This is a genomic window from Sporosarcina sp. So3-204 (genome assembly GCF_058068165.1).
In genome coordinates this window covers 989,436-1,005,485 of the sequence record NZ_CM176485.1, presented here as the reverse complement: position 1 = coordinate 1,005,485, position 16,050 = coordinate 989,436, and the positions used below count along the sequence as shown (strand labels likewise).

The 16,050-nt window shown below is 38.6% G+C and carries 17 protein-coding genes; all 17 read right to left on the bottom strand.

Annotated elements, in window-relative coordinates:
- Nucleotides 1–7: 7 nt before the first annotated feature.
- Complete coding sequence (sucC, locus tag AC3RV6_RS04815; protein ID WP_489748323.1) at nt 8–1,168, bottom strand: ADP-forming succinate--CoA ligase subunit beta; 1,161 nt, start codon at nt 1,166–1,168, stop codon at nt 8–10.
- A 119-nt stretch (nt 1,169–1,287) separates the two neighbouring features.
- The gene (locus AC3RV6_RS04810) at nt 1,288–1,578 is read right to left on the bottom strand and encodes an EscU/YscU/HrcU family type III secretion system export apparatus switch protein (RefSeq protein WP_489748322.1); all 291 of its coding nucleotides are present in this window, start codon (nt 1,576–1,578) and stop codon (nt 1,288–1,290) included.
- Entirely contained in the window at nt 1,575–3,479 is a 1,905-nt protein-coding gene (locus AC3RV6_RS04805) for a hypothetical protein (RefSeq protein ID WP_489748321.1), read from the bottom strand. Before AC3RV6_RS04805 ends, AC3RV6_RS04810 begins: the two co-directional genes overlap by 4 nt.
- A complete protein-coding gene (rnhB, locus tag AC3RV6_RS04800; RefSeq protein WP_489748320.1) occupies nt 3,476–4,258 on the bottom strand; it encodes a ribonuclease HII in 783 nt (260 codons plus the stop codon). The genes AC3RV6_RS04805 and rnhB overlap by 4 nt, the downstream gene beginning before the upstream one ends.
- A gap of 134 nt (nt 4,259–4,392) precedes the next feature.
- Nucleotides 4,393–5,244: a ribosome biogenesis GTPase YlqF gene (ylqF, locus tag AC3RV6_RS04795; RefSeq protein WP_489748319.1), complete on the bottom strand. Its 852-nt coding sequence runs from the start codon at nt 5,242–5,244 to the stop codon at nt 4,393–4,395.
- Nucleotides 5,245–5,261: 17 nt separating this feature from the next.
- Nucleotides 5,262–5,834, bottom strand: coding sequence for a signal peptidase I (gene lepB / locus AC3RV6_RS04790; protein WP_489748318.1), 573 nt, complete (start codon nt 5,832–5,834; stop codon nt 5,262–5,264).
- Nucleotides 5,835–5,934: 100 nt separating this feature from the next.
- Nucleotides 5,935–6,279, bottom strand: a complete 345-nt coding sequence (gene rplS / locus AC3RV6_RS04785) for a 50S ribosomal protein L19 (protein WP_489748317.1) — start codon at nt 6,277–6,279, stop codon at nt 5,935–5,937.
- A gap of 131 nt (nt 6,280–6,410) precedes the next feature.
- Entirely contained in the window at nt 6,411–7,148 is a 738-nt protein-coding gene (gene trmD / locus AC3RV6_RS04780) for a tRNA (guanosine(37)-N1)-methyltransferase TrmD (protein ID WP_489749190.1), read from the bottom strand.
- Nucleotides 7,148–7,663: a ribosome maturation factor RimM gene (rimM, locus tag AC3RV6_RS04775; protein ID WP_489748316.1), complete on the bottom strand. Its 516-nt coding sequence runs from the start codon at nt 7,661–7,663 to the stop codon at nt 7,148–7,150. The genes trmD and rimM overlap by 1 nt, the downstream gene beginning before the upstream one ends.
- An 81-nt stretch (nt 7,664–7,744) precedes the next feature.
- A complete protein-coding gene (locus tag AC3RV6_RS04770) occupies nt 7,745–7,978 on the bottom strand; it encodes a KH domain-containing protein (RefSeq protein ID WP_489748315.1) in 234 nt (77 codons plus the stop codon).
- A gap of 15 nt (nt 7,979–7,993) precedes the next feature.
- Nucleotides 7,994–8,266 carry a 30S ribosomal protein S16 gene (gene rpsP, locus AC3RV6_RS04765; protein ID WP_489748314.1) on the bottom strand — a complete coding sequence of 91 codons (273 nt, stop codon included), beginning with the start codon at nt 8,264–8,266 and terminating at the stop codon, nt 7,994–7,996.
- 112 nt (nt 8,267–8,378) lie between these two features.
- Nucleotides 8,379–9,734 (bottom strand): signal recognition particle protein, encoded by a 1,356-nt coding sequence (gene ffh, locus AC3RV6_RS04760; RefSeq protein WP_489748313.1) that lies wholly within the window; start codon nt 9,732–9,734, stop codon nt 8,379–8,381.
- 11 nt (nt 9,735–9,745) lie between these two features.
- Nucleotides 9,746–10,081 (bottom strand): putative DNA-binding protein, encoded by a 336-nt coding sequence (locus tag AC3RV6_RS04755; protein ID WP_489748312.1) that lies wholly within the window; start codon nt 10,079–10,081, stop codon nt 9,746–9,748.
- Nucleotides 10,082–10,153: 72 nt separating this feature from the next.
- Entirely contained in the window at nt 10,154–11,167 is a 1,014-nt protein-coding gene (gene ftsY, locus AC3RV6_RS04750) for a signal recognition particle-docking protein FtsY (protein ID WP_489748311.1), read from the bottom strand.
- Between the two features lie 62 nt (nt 11,168–11,229).
- The gene (gene smc, locus AC3RV6_RS04745; RefSeq protein WP_489748310.1) at nt 11,230–14,787 is read right to left on the bottom strand and encodes a chromosome segregation protein SMC; all 3,558 of its coding nucleotides are present in this window, start codon (nt 14,785–14,787) and stop codon (nt 11,230–11,232) included.
- A 3-nt stretch (nt 14,788–14,790) separates the two neighbouring features.
- Nucleotides 14,791–15,552, bottom strand: a complete 762-nt coding sequence (gene rnc, locus AC3RV6_RS04740) for a ribonuclease III (RefSeq protein WP_489748309.1) — start codon at nt 15,550–15,552, stop codon at nt 14,791–14,793.
- Nucleotides 15,553–15,753: 201 nt separating this feature from the next.
- Nucleotides 15,754–15,990, bottom strand: a complete 237-nt coding sequence (gene acpP / locus AC3RV6_RS04735; protein ID WP_489748308.1) for an acyl carrier protein — start codon at nt 15,988–15,990, stop codon at nt 15,754–15,756.
- Nucleotides 15,991–16,050 lie beyond the last annotated feature (60 nt).

Sequence of the window (16,050 nt, the reverse complement as noted above, 5' to 3'; positions counted from 1 at the left end):
GCCTTTCTTAGCCTACGAGTTCAACAATCTTTTGCGCGCCATCTGCCATAGAATCAGCAGCAATTATATTTAGTCCTGAATCATTCAATAAAGCTTTACCTTTGTCGACATTTGTCCCTTCAAGTCGAACGACGAGTGGAACACTTAAGCCAACTTCTTTTGCAGCGATAATAACGCCTTCAGCAATTACGTCACATTTCATAATTCCACCGAAAATATTAATAAAGATCCCTTTAACATTTTCATCGGAAAGAATGATTTTGAATGCTTCGGTAACTTTTTCAGCAGTTGCACCGCCCCCAACGTCCAAAAAGTTTGCGGGCGAGCCGCCATAATAATTAATCGTATCCATCGTTGCCATAGCAAGACCTGCACCATTTACCATACATCCAATGTTGCCATCAAGTGAAATATAGCTTAAGTCATATTTCGATGCTTCGATTTCTTTTGAATCTTCTTCGTCAAAATCACGAAGTTCTATAATATCTTTATTGCGAAAAAGTGCACTTTCATCAAAATTAAACTTCGCGTCAAGCGCAAGGACATTTCCTTCAACAGTGACAACAAGTGGGTTAATTTCAACAATAGACGCATCTTTCTCAATAAACACTTGATATAATCCGAGCATAAATTTCGCAGCTTTATTCACAAGATGTGTCGGTATGCCAATATTATATGACAAACGACGAGCTTGGAATCCCGTCAACCCTACTAATGGGTCGATTACTTCTTTGAATATTTTTTCAGGTGTTGCTTCCGCAACCTCTTCAATATTTACGCCGCCTTCTTCAGATCCCATTAGCGTTATGCGATCCGTAGAATTATCTAGAACAAGACCAATATAGTATTCTTTCTCAATATTAGAGCCCTCTTCAACAAGAAGTCGTTTCACTTCTTTTCCTTCAGGACCAGTCTGTTCTGTGACAAGTATCTTACCAAGAAGTTCTTTGGCATATTCACGCACTTCGTCAATACTTTTCGCTATCTTTACTCCGCCCGCTTTCCCACGGCCACCCGCATGGATTTGAGCTTTAACAACAATGATGTCTGTACCAAGTTCTTTTGCAGCTTTCACAGCATCTTCTGGTGAAAATGCTACAATGCCTTTAGATACAGCGACACCGTAATCTCGTAAAAGTTGTTTACCTTGATATTCATGGATATTCATCTTACATCCTCCAATCAAACTTGCAACTCTAATAATTTACTGCCTAATCAATTATAATTAAAATGTCATTCAATGTCCACAATTGTCGACTTAATATCTAAATTCGGTTCACTTTTTCGTTACTTTTCTTTTCTATTGCCATGTTCTCGATCTAATTGATAAACATAAGCAAAAACTTCTGAAACTGCTTTATATAATTCTTCAGGAATAGATTCATCTATATTTAATTGACCTAAAATTTCAATCATACTTGCGTCTTCCTGAATAGGAATATCAAACTCTTTTGCCTTCGCAACAATATTTTCTGCAATTCTGCCTTTCCCCTTTGCAACGACTTTCGGGGCTGCAGATGTTGTCGGATTATAAGAAAGCGCGACTGCCTCTTTCCTTAAATGCTTTTCTTCACTCATACGCGATAATCAACTCCTTGATTATCGCTATCTTTGTTTTTTACAAGTTTTTTTTCAACTTTCTTTTCTTCGAAGTTTTTAAAGAATACACCAGATAATTTGTAACCTGTAGATTCGAGACCTTCTTTCAACTTATCTGAAAGTACGTCATCTAACGTATTTAGTGCCGAATCTGCATTAAAAATAGTAACTGTAATGATTCTGTTTTGCACTTGCATATCGATAATTGTTTTTTCCAAAGATTGAAGATCCAAATAAAATAATATACGCGCGAAGTCAGGATCTATCTTTCCATCGTCTTTCATTCTTCCATTCCATTGAAGTGTTGCATCGATTCGCTTACCAAAGAACTCAAGCGGCACTTGCATGATAAGTTGATGTTGGACGCCATTTTCACCAGACATTAGAATAGGTCCGTTCATGCGCGCGACGACAATTTCTGCACTTTCACGAACTACTTGCGATATAGTCGGGTCTTGCATAAGGGCAAGTAATTGCGGTTTTAATGCTTCAGCAAGTCGCCCGATGTCCTGCCCTTTCCCAAGTAATGCAGCTTCATAATTTAATCCGAATGAGCGGACGACAGTTTGAATAGCATCCTTCACCGCTTTACCTTCTACAGCACTCGCTACTACTACTTCTGCAGATTGAAGAAGTTTTTGGATTGCTGGATTTTCTGAACGCTCTGCACTTCGAACGAGCATTGTAAGTTTTTCAGAAGCGGATTGTTGACTCAAGTGACCTAGTAATGTTACGAGTGGTTCTTTAAGTCCGTTTGCTATCGTATCTCCACGAAAAGGCGAAGAAATTGAACTTTCTGCTGTCATTCGAATAAGGGCTTGGCTAAATTCTTGAACGAATTTAATAGATGCCTCACTAGAAGGTTTTACATTTGCAGCTAGGTCTATTATCGCTGTTAAATTCGCTTTATTTTGGGTACTTAACTGAGCATCAGCTGAAATTAGGGCTTTTAATCCGTCTAACTGAGCAATCGTCGGAGAAGTGTTAATTTGTCTTAGAATCGTTACTGCTTCTTGTATGGTATTCTTGGAAGCAGTGATTGCAGAGGCTGATGAGTCATTAGTAAGCAGTGATGCTAGGACTTGTGCCAAATTCGCAAGCGATGATCTTTCCGGTAACACGCCAGTATTTTTTAACAGCTGTACAGTCGCGAAACGTGATTCAGCAGGAACTGAAAAGTCTAACAATGCAATTATTGCTTTCCCGAGCAAGGCATTTCCTGTCGCCTCGGTAAAAGGTTTCTCCATCTTTTCAAGCGCAGAAATAATTGCCGATTTTGCTAGCTGTGTAACAGTTTCATCACTTACCAATGTCCCCTTAAGCGTTGAAAGTATTGTATGTAATCCTTCTTTGGACTCTACACCGAATAAAGAACGAAAAATCGATTCCGTAAAAGGTAATTTCAACTCTACAATTTTTTGAATGGACGTAAGTGCTTCAGCTCGCATTTCCGGTGGTACATTTTTCAATAAAATCTCCGCTTGAAGTAGACCTTCCCTCGTAATCGGCAATTTGTTTTTCATAACAAATGTTAGTAGCTGCGTCATTTCAGCAGTCTTCGGGAGTTTCATTGCCTCCATCAGATTGTTTAGCTGGCGACCTTGTCCCTCTGAGACACTTGTAGGTCCAGCAATAATTTTTAACTGTAGCTCTGGTTTTACTGAATTCACTTGAAAATAATAAGAATCTCCTGCCTTCATAGGAATCTCAAGTTTAGCAATCATTGACTGATTTCCTATTTGAATTTCAGCCATTTGTCCCGGGAATAGTTGCTTTATATTTCCATGGACCATTTGACCTTCATTCAGTATAAGAGGTTGATTTTGAACATTATTCACAGTAGGTGACGTTTGTGAAGAAGTAACTACCAGGAAACTCATGAATCTGTCCTCCCTTTTGCGATAATTGACTTAATCGGTTCAAATGTTTTCCTATGATGAACACATGGACCATATGCTTGCAATGCATCTAAGTGCTCTGGCGTTCCATACCCTGCATTCTGGCGAAAATTATATTGAGGATATTGTTGATGTAAATCATCCATGAGTTGATCACGTGTTGTTTTCGCAAGAATGGATGCTGCAGCAACAGCTAAACTTTGTGCATCAGCTTTAACTACAGAAACCGTTGGAGAAGCTATTTTTAGTTTCATCGCGTCCACAATGACGAAATCAGGTCGGACAGAAAGTTTATTTACCGCCCTTTCCATCGAATCGCGTGTAGCTGCATAAATATTTAGCTCATCAATTTTACTCGCTGATTGTATGTGAACTGAATAGTCGACTGCTAAATCTTTAATCTTTAATGCTAAATTTTCTCTTTTTTCCTTTGAAATCATCTTCGAATCATCTAACCCTATTAGTTCAGGTGTCTCTGTTGGCAGTATGACCACGGCTGTCACGACAGGCCCTGCTAACGGTCCACGTCCCGCCTCATCGACTCCCGCAACATAAGCCCCTTGAAACGGCGCAAACGAGCCATCAAACGCAATCTTTCTTTGATGCTGTTCTTTTATATATTCTTTTTTTTCGTAGCTTCGTTCCCATCTCGCAAGTGCTTTTTGAACACCTACTCTTGAATCTTCTCTAAGTGATTCGACCCAGGAAGTGGGTTTAGTCTCCATTTTTAATTGTTGCTCAATTTCTTTTATCGTTCTCATCACAAGCACCTCGTTCAATTTACATATTGTATATATTATCGGTCATTTAAGTCATTTTTTTAATTCAAAGACAAAGAAAGACCGATTACCACAGATAATTTCCCTGTCAGCATCGGCCAGTTGATTTTATTAATTTACAAGATATCAAATGTAAGTTTTCCAAGATACTCATTACGCATATCACGGACGATTAATTCTGCTACTTTATCATAATCAACTTCTCCGCCAGCAGTATATACCTGACGGAGCGCGCCAACATGTTCGAAAATAGCAATAATATCTTCACTTGTATGTCCAATCTTCGTTAGTCCATATCTTTCTGAAAGACGGTTAGGATAATGTTCTTCTAAAAAACGGAGGCCATAGACAGCAAGATCTTCCATATTAAGCAAAACATCTTTAATTGCACCCGTTAGAGCAAGTTTATAACCGGCTTCTTTATCTTCAAACTTTGGCCATAAAATTCCTGGCGTATCAAGCAATTCAAGTTCTTTCCCATACTTTATCCATTGCTGAGCCTTTGTAACACCCGGCATATTGCCTGTTTTGGCAATGTTCTTTTTCGCTAATCGGTTAATAAGCGTTGATTTTCCAACATTCGGTATGCCGACAATCATCGCACGAATAGCACCTGGTCTAATCCCTCTACTAATCATGCGGTCCGTTTTCGGCTTAAGTATATCCTTTGCCGCCTTTGTTACAGCTTGAAGACCCTGACCTTTAAATGAATCAATAGCGATTGCCCGAATATCTCGGTCCTCAAAATATTGAATCCACTTCCTCGTTTCTATAGCATCCGCAAGATCTGCTTTGTTTAAAATAAGCAATCTTGGCTTCTGATGAATAACTTCATCAATCATAGGATTCCTTGATGAGAGCGGCAGTCTTGCGTCAATCAATTCAAAGACGATGTCTACTAGTTTTAGTTTTTCAGTTACTTCGCGACGAGCTTTCGCCATGTGTCCCGGGAACCACTGTATTGTCATGTCTTCATTTCCTTCCGTCAGTCGACGATTCCCAAATCCTTCATTGGCCAAAATACAATTTTTGTACTGCCAATAATTTCATCAATCGCGACGACTCCAATATGTCTAGAATCTTTACTTTTTCTGCGATTGTCCCCCATAACAAATACATGGTCTTTAGGCACAACTTTACTAGGCAAAAATTCCAATTGAAGTTTTTCCTCAAGCTTAAAATCCTCTGTTAAAGGACCCTCTGGTAATTCCGCTTTGTATTTGTCCAGATAGGGTTCTTCATAAGGCTTTCCGTTAATGTAAAGTAAATCATCACGATACTCAATCTCATCTCCAGGAAGACCAATAACCCGTTTAATATAATCTTTTTGTTCGGGGGCGTGGAACACAACAATATCAAATCGATTCGGTTTTCCAACCGTATAGCCAATCTTATTAACAATCATTCGATCTCCGTCTGACAGCGTTGGCATCATGGAAACTCCGTCCACGACAATTGGTGTAAAAAGAAATATCCGAATAATTGCAGCTAGTCCAAAAGCAATTAACAATGCTTTGATCCATTCCCACGTCTCGTTTTTAGTCTTTTTTTCATTCATTCTAAAGGCCTCCCACGTTTGCTTACTCTATTCTACATTCTTTTCATTTATGAGGCAAAAAGAAAGGAGGCCGATTTGCCGGCCTCCTGAATCTGTTTTCTTAGTGACGAATTTCTTTGATGCGTGCTGCTTTTCCACGAAGACTACGTAGGTAGTACAATTTAGCACGACGTACACGTCCACGGCGAACAACATCAATTTTTTCGATTTTAGGCGTATGAACAGGGAATGTACGTTCAACACCAACACCGTTGGAAATTTTACGAACAGTAAATGTTTCGCTAATTCCACCACCGCGGCGCTTAATTACGATTCCTTCATAAATTTGGATACGCTCGCGCGTGCCCTCAACAATTTTAACGTGCAAACGAAGTGTATCTCCCGCACGAAATTGTGGAATTTCACGAAGCTGATCTTTTGTAATTGCTGTAATAATGTTTTGCATTTTTTTCTCTCCTTCTCCGCAGATGTTCATGCACGCGTTCCTTTGCAGCGGAACATCAGTCAGTATGCACTTCCCATAGAAGCACATCTTAGATAATATCACAAAGGATAACACCGTGCAAGATTATCCGTTTAGTTATTTTCTTTTTTTAATTTAGCTAAAAGCTTTTTCTGAATATCTGTTAATTGCGCCGTCTTCAATAAGTCTTTTCTTCGTTCATAAGTTCTAATTAATGACTGTTCCTCACGCCATTGATTTATTTTGGCATGATTACCTGACAATAAAACTTCCGGCACTTGTAAACCATTAAAGTCAGCTGGACGCGTGTACTGTGGATGCTCAAGTAAGCCCGTAGAGAATGAATCTAGCACTGGGGAATCTGAATTACCAAGCACATTAGGTAACAGCCTCACAACACTATCTACAACAGCCATCGCAGCTATCTCACCACCAGTTATGACAAAGTCCCCAATAGAAAGTTCATCCGTCACAAGTACCTCGCGGATTCGCTCGTCATAGCCTTCGTAATGGCCACAAATAAAAATGAGGTGTTCCTCCTGTGAAAGTTCCTCCGCCTTCTTCTGAGTGAAGCGCTCGCCTTGTGGGCACATCAGAATAACACGGGGCGGATTTTCAACATCAGGCGATAAAGCTTCAACAGCCGAAAAAAGAGGTTGTGCTGTCAATAACATACCCGCTCCGCCTCCGTAAGGATAATCGTCAACCTTATGATGCTTATTTTCAGAAAAATCACGGAAGTCCTTAACAGTAAATGTGACGGCATCATTCGTTTGTGCTTTTTTCATAATAGAAGAATGAAGAACCCCATCGAACATTTCTGGAAATAACGAAAGGATATCTATTTTAATCATGTTAGTAAGCCTTCCATAGGATCTATGACGACTTTTTTATTTTCGATATCAATTTCTTTTACAACATCGTCAATAAAAGGTATATATTGCGCCTTCCCCTTTTCAGGAACTACAGTCCATACATCATTTGCACCTGTAACTAAAATTTCAGTGATTGTACCTATCTCTGCACCGTCAATTGTCGAAACAACACAGCCAATAATCTCATGGTGATAAAAAACGCCTTCTTCTAATTCACCAAGGTCTTCTTCGGCTATCCGGAAGATACCGTCTCTATACTTTTCCACATCCTTTAAAAATGGATGATTTTCAAAAGTGAGTAAATCAAATGTTTTATGTTTACGATGACTTGCAACAGTTAAGTATATGGGCGTTTTTTCATCAGGCATAAAAAGAGAGAGCTTATTCCCAACCGTATACCTCTCATCTGGAAAGTCTGTACTTGAAATCACACGAACTTCACCAGTTATTCCGTGCGTGTTAACTATTTTACCGACATTGTACCAATTCATACTTTACACCGTCCTTTATTGTTTCGATATAAGTCTAGCTATAGGAAAAAGGAAGGAACCTAAGCTCCTTCCTTTCCAATATCAATCAATTATTTCGATAAAAACTCTTTTACCGTGGTGACTTCCTGCTGCTGAGTAAACAATAGTACGTATCGCTTTCGCTACACGTCCTTGCTTTCCAATTACTTTGCCCATATCCTCGGCATGCACAGAAAGTTTATACGTGACTCGATTGTTCTTTTCTTCCATTTCAACATGGACATTATCAGGACGATCGACTAACGGTTTAACAATTGTCTCAATCAGCTGCTTCATGGACACCCCTCCTGATTATTTACCGAGTTTTGCGTTATGGTATTTCTCCATAATGCCTTGGTCAGAAAGCAGGTTACGAACTGTATCTGATGGTTTAGCACCATTTTGAAGCCATTTAAGTACTGATTCTTCATTAATTTTTAGTTCCACCGGCTTAGTAAGTGGGTTGTAAGTTCCAACCGTTTCGATTTGACGACCGTCACGTGGTGAACGTGAGTCCGCTACAACAATACGATAGAAAGGAGATCTCTTTGCTCCCATACGCTTAAGACGAATTTTAACTGACATTTTTAATTGCACCTCCGAATAGTTTCACACAAGTTAGTATGTTATCAAGCTTTTTGTTGTTTGTAAAGGTTTTTTTCTTAACACCTTGAAATTCTTTTCTCTGACTGCCTTTTCAATTAAAAAACGAGTCCAAACCAGGCATTTTCATTTTCTTTTTTCCCTTTTGTTGCATGTTCGTCATTTGCTTAACCATCTTCTTCATATCTTCAAATTGTTTTAGTAATCTGTTGACATCTTGAATGGATGTTCCTGAACCTTTTGCAATCCTGCGGCGACGATTCGCGTTAATCACTTCAGGTTTAGTTCGCTCTGTGGGCGTCATAGAACGAATAACTGCTTCCACTCGATCCATTTGACCTTCGTCGACTTGAGCATTTTCAAGCCCTTTAATTTTCCCTGCGCCTGGCATCATTTTCAATAATTCGTCAAGCGGACCCATCTTTTTCACTTGTTGCAACTGTTCCAAGAAGTCATCAAGTGTAAAGGTTTGAGTGCGGAATTTTTCTTCAAGCTCTCTCGCTTTCTCTTCATCAACATTATCTTGTGCTTTTTCAATGAGTGACATGACGTCACCCATACCAAGAATTCTAGATGCCATACGTTCAGGATGGAATGGTTCAAGTGCATCCATTCGTTCCCCGACACCTATAAACTTCACAGGTTTCCCTGTTACAGAACGAATTGACAATGCTGCTCCGCCTCGCGTATCACCGTCTAGCTTTGTTAAAATAACACCAGATATACCTACGGTGTCGTTGAAGTTTTGAGCTACGTTGACAGCGTCCTGTCCTGTCATTGCATCGACAACTAAGAAGACTTCATCAGGAGATGACAATTCATGAATATCTGCCAATTCCTGCATGAGTTTTTCGTCGATATGTAAACGACCAGCTGTATCAATGATTACTACATCATGATGTTCAGATTTCGCTTCATCTAATGCCAGCCTAACAATTTCCACTGGTGATATATCCGTTCCCTGTGAAAAAACAGGTACAGATAATTGCTTACCAAGTGTTTGAAGTTGTTCGATTGCAGCAGGTCGGTAAACGTCTGCTGCGACAAGTAAAGGTTTTTTATTATGCTTTTTACGTAATAAAGATGCAAGTTTTCCGGTCGTCGTTGTCTTACCAGCACCTTGCAACCCAACCATCATGATAACCGTTGGTGAATTCCTCGCGAATTTTATTGGCTCTTGTTCGCCGCCCATCAAATTTGTGAGTTCATCTTTAACAATTTTCACAACTTGTTGGCCAGGTGTTAAGCTCTTCATAACGTCTGAACCTATCGCTTGTTCGCTAACCGTTTTCACGAATTCACGAACAACTTTCAAGTTAACATCGGCTTCAATTAGTGCAAAACGTACTTCACGCATCATATCTTTGACGTCTGCCTCGTTAACCTTACCTTTGCCTTTAATTTTCTGAAGCGTACCTTGGAGCCGCTCAGCTAATCCCTCAAATGCCATGTACGTCCCCCCTACTCTTGATCTTTTAATGCGACCAACAGTTCTCTCAACACTTCCGATTGGTCAGTTGAATTCGCTATGATTACTTCCATGTTCTCAATAATTTCCATGCGTTGTTGAAATTTGGAAAACAAATTCAATTTTAATTCATAATCTTCTAGCATTGATTCTGTCCTGCGCACGTTATCATAGACAGCTTGACGTGAAATACTGAATTCCTCTGCTATTTCACCAAGAGATAAGTCCTCCAAATAATACAAGTTCATATAAGTTCTTTGTTTATCAGTTAAAAGAGACTGGTAAAAATCGAAGAGGAAGTTAATACGGGTCGTTTTTTCAAGCGCCATTTTCTACTTGCCACCTCAATTTTATTATACATTTATAATCCTAATAGGATAATGCTAGACTGTCAAGCAATTTTACTTGTCTGTTTCAAATGATTCAGATTCTAATTCTTGTTCAAGCCCATCAGCGAATAAACCATAGACATATTTCTCATCATCAAATGGTTGCAAGTCATCTATCCCTTCGCCTAAACCAACGAATTTCACAGGAATATTTAGTTTACTACGAATCGCCAGAACGATGCCACCTTTTGCAGTTCCGTCTAGTTTCGTAAGGACTATTCCTGTTACGTTTGTTGCAGCTTTAAATGTCTCTGCTTGAACGAGCGCATTTTGACCGGTTGTCGCATCCAAAGCAAGAAGTACTTCATGCGGAGCACCTTCTACTTCTTTACTTATTACGCGATGTACTTTTTCAAGTTCATTCATCAGGTTAACTTTATTTTGCAATCTCCCTGCTGTATCACAAATTAGAACATCAACGTTACGACTTTTTGCAGCTCGAATCGCGTCGTACATTACCGCAGCTGGATCAGAACCTTCAGATTGTCGAATCACTTCGACACCTGTTCTCTCCCCCCATACGATTAGCTGATTTATTGCACCGGCCCTGAAAGTATCACCAGCTGCCAACATAACTGTTTTTCCTTCTGTCTTTAAACGAGCAGCTAATTTACCAATTGTAGTCGTCTTCCCGACACCATTAACACCTACCATTAATATTACAGTTAGGCCGTCTTCTTGAATGTTTAAGCCGCTATTTTCTGTCTCGCCACCTTGATAGATTTCGACGAGTTTTTCAGAGATTACAGACTGGATGCCAGAAGTATCTTTAATATTTTTCCTTTGCACTTCAAGCTTAAGTTCTTCAATCAATTTCATTACTGTATCAAAACCAACATCCGCTTGTAATAGAAGATCCTCAAGTTCCTCAAAAAACTCCTCATCTACAACTCTAAAACGTGCGACTAGATCATTCACTTTTGACGTGAACTGATTTCGCGTTTTAGATAAACCTTCTTTAAATTTATCAGTTACCGATTCATTTGTACCCGTAATCTTTTCCTTTATTTTCTTAAAAAAAGACAAGTCTTATCTCTCCTTTTCTTCTAATCTCTAGCAGTCATATTACTTAATTTACTTAGATAATTTTAACTTATAGCTTCTCCAGGCACCTCTGAAATCTTAACAGAAATAAGTTTAGATACACCAGATTCTTGCATCGTGATACCATATAATACATCTGCGCCCTCCATCGTGCCTTTCCGATGTGTGATAACAATAAACTGCGTTTTCTCAGAGAACTTTTTTAAATACCTACTGTAACGCGCGACATTTGTCTCGTCGAGTGCCGCTTCGACTTCGTCCAGAATACAGAACGGTACTGGTCTTACCTCTATAATTGAAAATAGCAATGAGATTGCAGTCAACGCTCGCTCTCCACCAGATAACAAGCTGAGATTTTGCAACTTTTTCCCTGGAGGACGTGCAACAATATCGACACCCGTTTCAAGTAAGTTTTCGGGATTAGTCAGAACTAAGTCCGCATCGCCACCGCCGAACATTTCCTTAAAAACATCCCTAAAACGGTTTTGCACCGCATTAAAAGTAGTCGAAAAACGGACAGTCATTTCTACATCCATTTCAGACATAGCATCTTGTAATGTCTTTTTAGCCTCTATGAGGTCATTACGTTGTTCTGATAAAAATGTAAATCTCTCAGATACATCTTTAAATTCTGTGATTGCATTTGGATTCACTGGACCAATTTCCTCGAGATTTAATTTCAGTTTCACAAATTTTTCTCGAAGCAGTAATTCATCAACATCCATAGGTAAATCAGCATCTGGATTTAAACCGTATTCATTGTACAACCTTTGAATAATCGCTTCATAGTTAACTTCCAACCGAGATAAACTAACTGTTACTTTATTATATTGCGCGCTTACTTCGTCTCTATGGGAACGCGTCTTCTTCAGTAACATTTCTTTTTCCACAATATCTGAAGAAAGATTTAATCTTGTTTCCTTGGAAGATCTAATAGCAATTTCAATTTCATTTCTATTTAAAATAGATGTTTCAATCTTCGCTTCGATTTCTCTAGCAGTTAGCTCTTCAACTCCGCCGTCTCCCGTAAAGAATTGAATTTCTTCACTGAGTTCTTTAATTTTATCCTTAGCAGCATTCACGGATATTTCCAACTCGCCAATAGTCGATTTTTGATAGACTGTTTGTTCACGAAGAACAGCTGCTCGTTCACGTAAACCGGTTAATTTGGTTATATGTGCGGCCTCTTCATTGCGCCAATCTATTGCAAAACGCTCAAGTAATTCAACATCATTTTTTAGCTTATCCAATAAACTTTTTATAGCTATATGATTTTTTTCAAGTTCTAACTTTTTATTATAAAGCTCAGATCCAGTCACTTCTGCACCACGACGCCCAACCTCAATTGACGCTGCTTCTATTTCAGATGAATGAAGTGCAATTTCAGTTTCACGTATTCCGGATTCCATAGCAGCAATTTCCAATTGTATTGTTTCTGTTAATTTACGTAATTTATGCGCATTTTCCATTAGTCTTGCAACATCCATTTTCGTGTTACCTACCGTAGTTGTAGCTGTTTCAATTGAAGAAGACATTTGTACAAGTTGGCTTTGTAACGTTTCTAGTTCTGCTTTACGTGTGAAAACAGATGCCCTACTTGTTACACCGCCACCGGTTAGCGAACCGCCAGCATTCACAATATCTCCATCTGTCGTTACAATACGATATCTATAATTTAATGATTTTGAGATTTCAGATGCACCCTGTAGTGAAGATGCAACAATTACATTACCGAGAAGATGCTCTGTAATAATTTTATATGTAGCTGTTGTTTTAACCAATTGATCTGCTGTTCCGATAAAATGCGGATGTTGCTCAATTGATTTTAACGCGGATTGCTGGATTTTTCTAGAACGCATCACATCTAAAGGAAGAAATGTTGCACGACCCGCATTTTTCGCTTTCAAAAAACCAATTGCTTTTCTTGCTTCTGCTTCGGTTGAAGTGACGACGTGTTGCATCGCTCCTCCAAGTGCTGTTTCAACAGCTTTAATATAAGTATTATCTACTGAAATTAGTTCGGCAACGGCACCATTAATACCAGTTAACTTTCCAGACTTTTTAGCGACAAGTACTTCTTTTACACCTGAAAAGAATCCTGAGAAGTCGGCTTCCATACTTTGGAGAGCTCGCATTCTACCTTGCATCTCATGTTGACGGTTATAAGCTTTTTGTAAAAGTTCTTGTTTTATTCGCAACTTTTCTTCGTGTTCACTTAAGTTTTTCGTATTCTGATTAAAGTCAGATTGCGTTTCTTTAAATGTTTGATTGAGTTTTACTAATGACTGTTGCTTCAAATTCTTTTCAGAAGTTAACTTTTTTAAACGTTCGGTTAGTATTGCTGTTTGTTCGATAATTCTTTCAGAGGAAGATTTCTCACCAACAAGCCTCTCCTCAATATGTTTTAATTCATTTCGAAGGGTTGCTTCCTCATTCAGTTTATCAATATAAGTCGATTTTAACTCTTCAATTTCATTTTCAGTCTCTTTTACAGAACGTTTTAAAATTTGTGATATACTGTTTACTTTTCCTGATACTATTTCGTAATCCTTTTGTGTCGTTTCTAATTTACCTTGTGCTTCTTTAAGCTTTAAATCCAGTACTATCTTCCCTTTTTCCGCACTTGTTAATTCTGATTGTATTCTTTCAATCTGACGTCCAGTATTACGCTCTTTTTCCGCTGATAAAAGACGTCTACCTTCCCACTTTTCGGTTTCCGTACTTATGTCTACCAATCTTTTTTGTAATACTTCTAAATCCGTTTCAACAGTTGTCAATTTATTTTTTATTTGAGAAGTTTCATTATCAGCAACTTCTGTAGACTCAATTAACTGTTGTTCTTTATTCTTTAATGTATCTGCTTCTTTTAGCATTTCTTTCATTTCAAGCCCAAAAGTTTTCGCGTCATAATTTAACAGGGTAACATCAATTTTCCGCATTTCTTCTGCACACTTAGTATACTTTTCAGCAGCTTCAGCATGTATTTTAAGTGGTTCAATTCTCGTTTCAAGTTCTTTTAAAATGTCTAGTACACGATCTAGATTATCTGATGTTTCATAAAGTTTATGTTCAGCTTTTCTTTTTCTAGTACGATACTTTAATACTCCAGCAGCTTCATCGAAAATACTTCGTCGATCTTCAGGACGACTATTCAATATTTCATCCACACGGCCTTGTGAAATAATTGAAAATGCTTCTTTTCCAAGTCCAGAATCCATAAACACATCCGTAATATCTTTTAACCGACACTGAAGCCCGTTTAGTAAATACACACTTTCTCCAGAACGAAACACACGTCGACTCACGCTAATATCTGTATAATCAAGTGGGAAAAGACCTTTACTATTATCTAAAACAAGCGTAACTTCAGCGAAATTAAGCGGTTTTCTAGAATCACTTCCTGCAAAAATAACATCTTCCATTTTAGATCCGCGCAGCGATTTAGCAGACTGTTCTCCAAGAACCCATCGAATCGCATCTGTAATATTACTTTTACCGCTACCATTAGGACCAACAATTGCAGTCACACCGGGTACAAAATCGACACAAATCCTTTCAGCAAAAGATTTGAATCCAATAATCTCAAGTCTTTTTAGAAACATTACTTAAATCTTCCCTTCAGCCTGCTGTCTTTTAAGTTCTCCAATAGCATGACGGGCAGCTTCTTGTTCCGCTTCTTTCTTTGATTTCCCTGCACCTGTTCCTAACGCTTCTTTATCAAGTCTAACAACCGTAATAAACGTTTTCGCATGAGCTGGACCCTTTTCTTCAACTACTTCATACTGTAGTTGTCCACTATTTCCCTGTTGAACAATTTCTTGTAATCGACTCTTATAATCCATCACATGAGAAAAAGCACCGACGCTAACTTTCGGAAAAACGATTGTTTCAAGAAATACATTAACTGAATCCATTCCCTGGTCAATATACAACGCACCTATAAAAGCCTCAAATACATCCGCTAGAAGAGCTGGGCGCATCCGACCACCCGTTTGTTCTTCTCCTTTACCAAGAAGTACATAATTGCCAAATTCTAGCTCAGTGGCAAAGTTTACAAGTGCGGGTTCGCAAACGATTGCTGCACGTAATTTCGTCAACTCCCCTTCCGTCATATTAGGTTCTGCGGAATATAGGAATTGAGAAACACCAAGTTCAAGAACTGCATCTCCTAGAAATTCAAGTCGTTCATTATCCGTAAAATTCTTTCTCCGATGCTCATTCACATATGATGAATGAGTAAATGCATTGTATAACAATAAATGATTATTAAATTCCACGTTTAGCCTAAGCTGTAATTCTTTAAAGTTGTTTCGCACTGCCAAAGGAAGCAATGTAGTATTCTTTTTTTCATTACTTTTTCTTGTCATAAGTTTGATTCTGCCTTTCCTTGCATTATGTCTATATTTTACCACTATTATGAACTGGTGAAAACCGAAAAGGGACGCCCCATTCCTTTCAAATAAAAAGGATGAAAGCGTCCCAGATGGAATGCATATGAGGAACTAAGTTTAATTCCACAAATTGGCACGAAATATTATATATTTCGCTCAATGTACAAATTCGCTAAATTAATTTACTTTCGCTTCGATATAAGTTACTACGTCACCGACGGTACCGATTTTTTCAGCGTCCTCATCAGATATTTCCATATCGAATTCGTCTTCTAATTCCATTACAAGCTCTACTACATCCAAAGAGTCTGCACCTAGATCATCACGGAAAGAAGCTTCCAATTTAATTTCACTTTCATCGACGCCTAAGCGTTCGACGACTACTTTAGTTACACGTTCTGTTACTGTTGACAAATTTGTCACCTCCTCTCAATGATTTGGAACGCAGTCTAAGTGCGCGACGTCCTGTCGAAA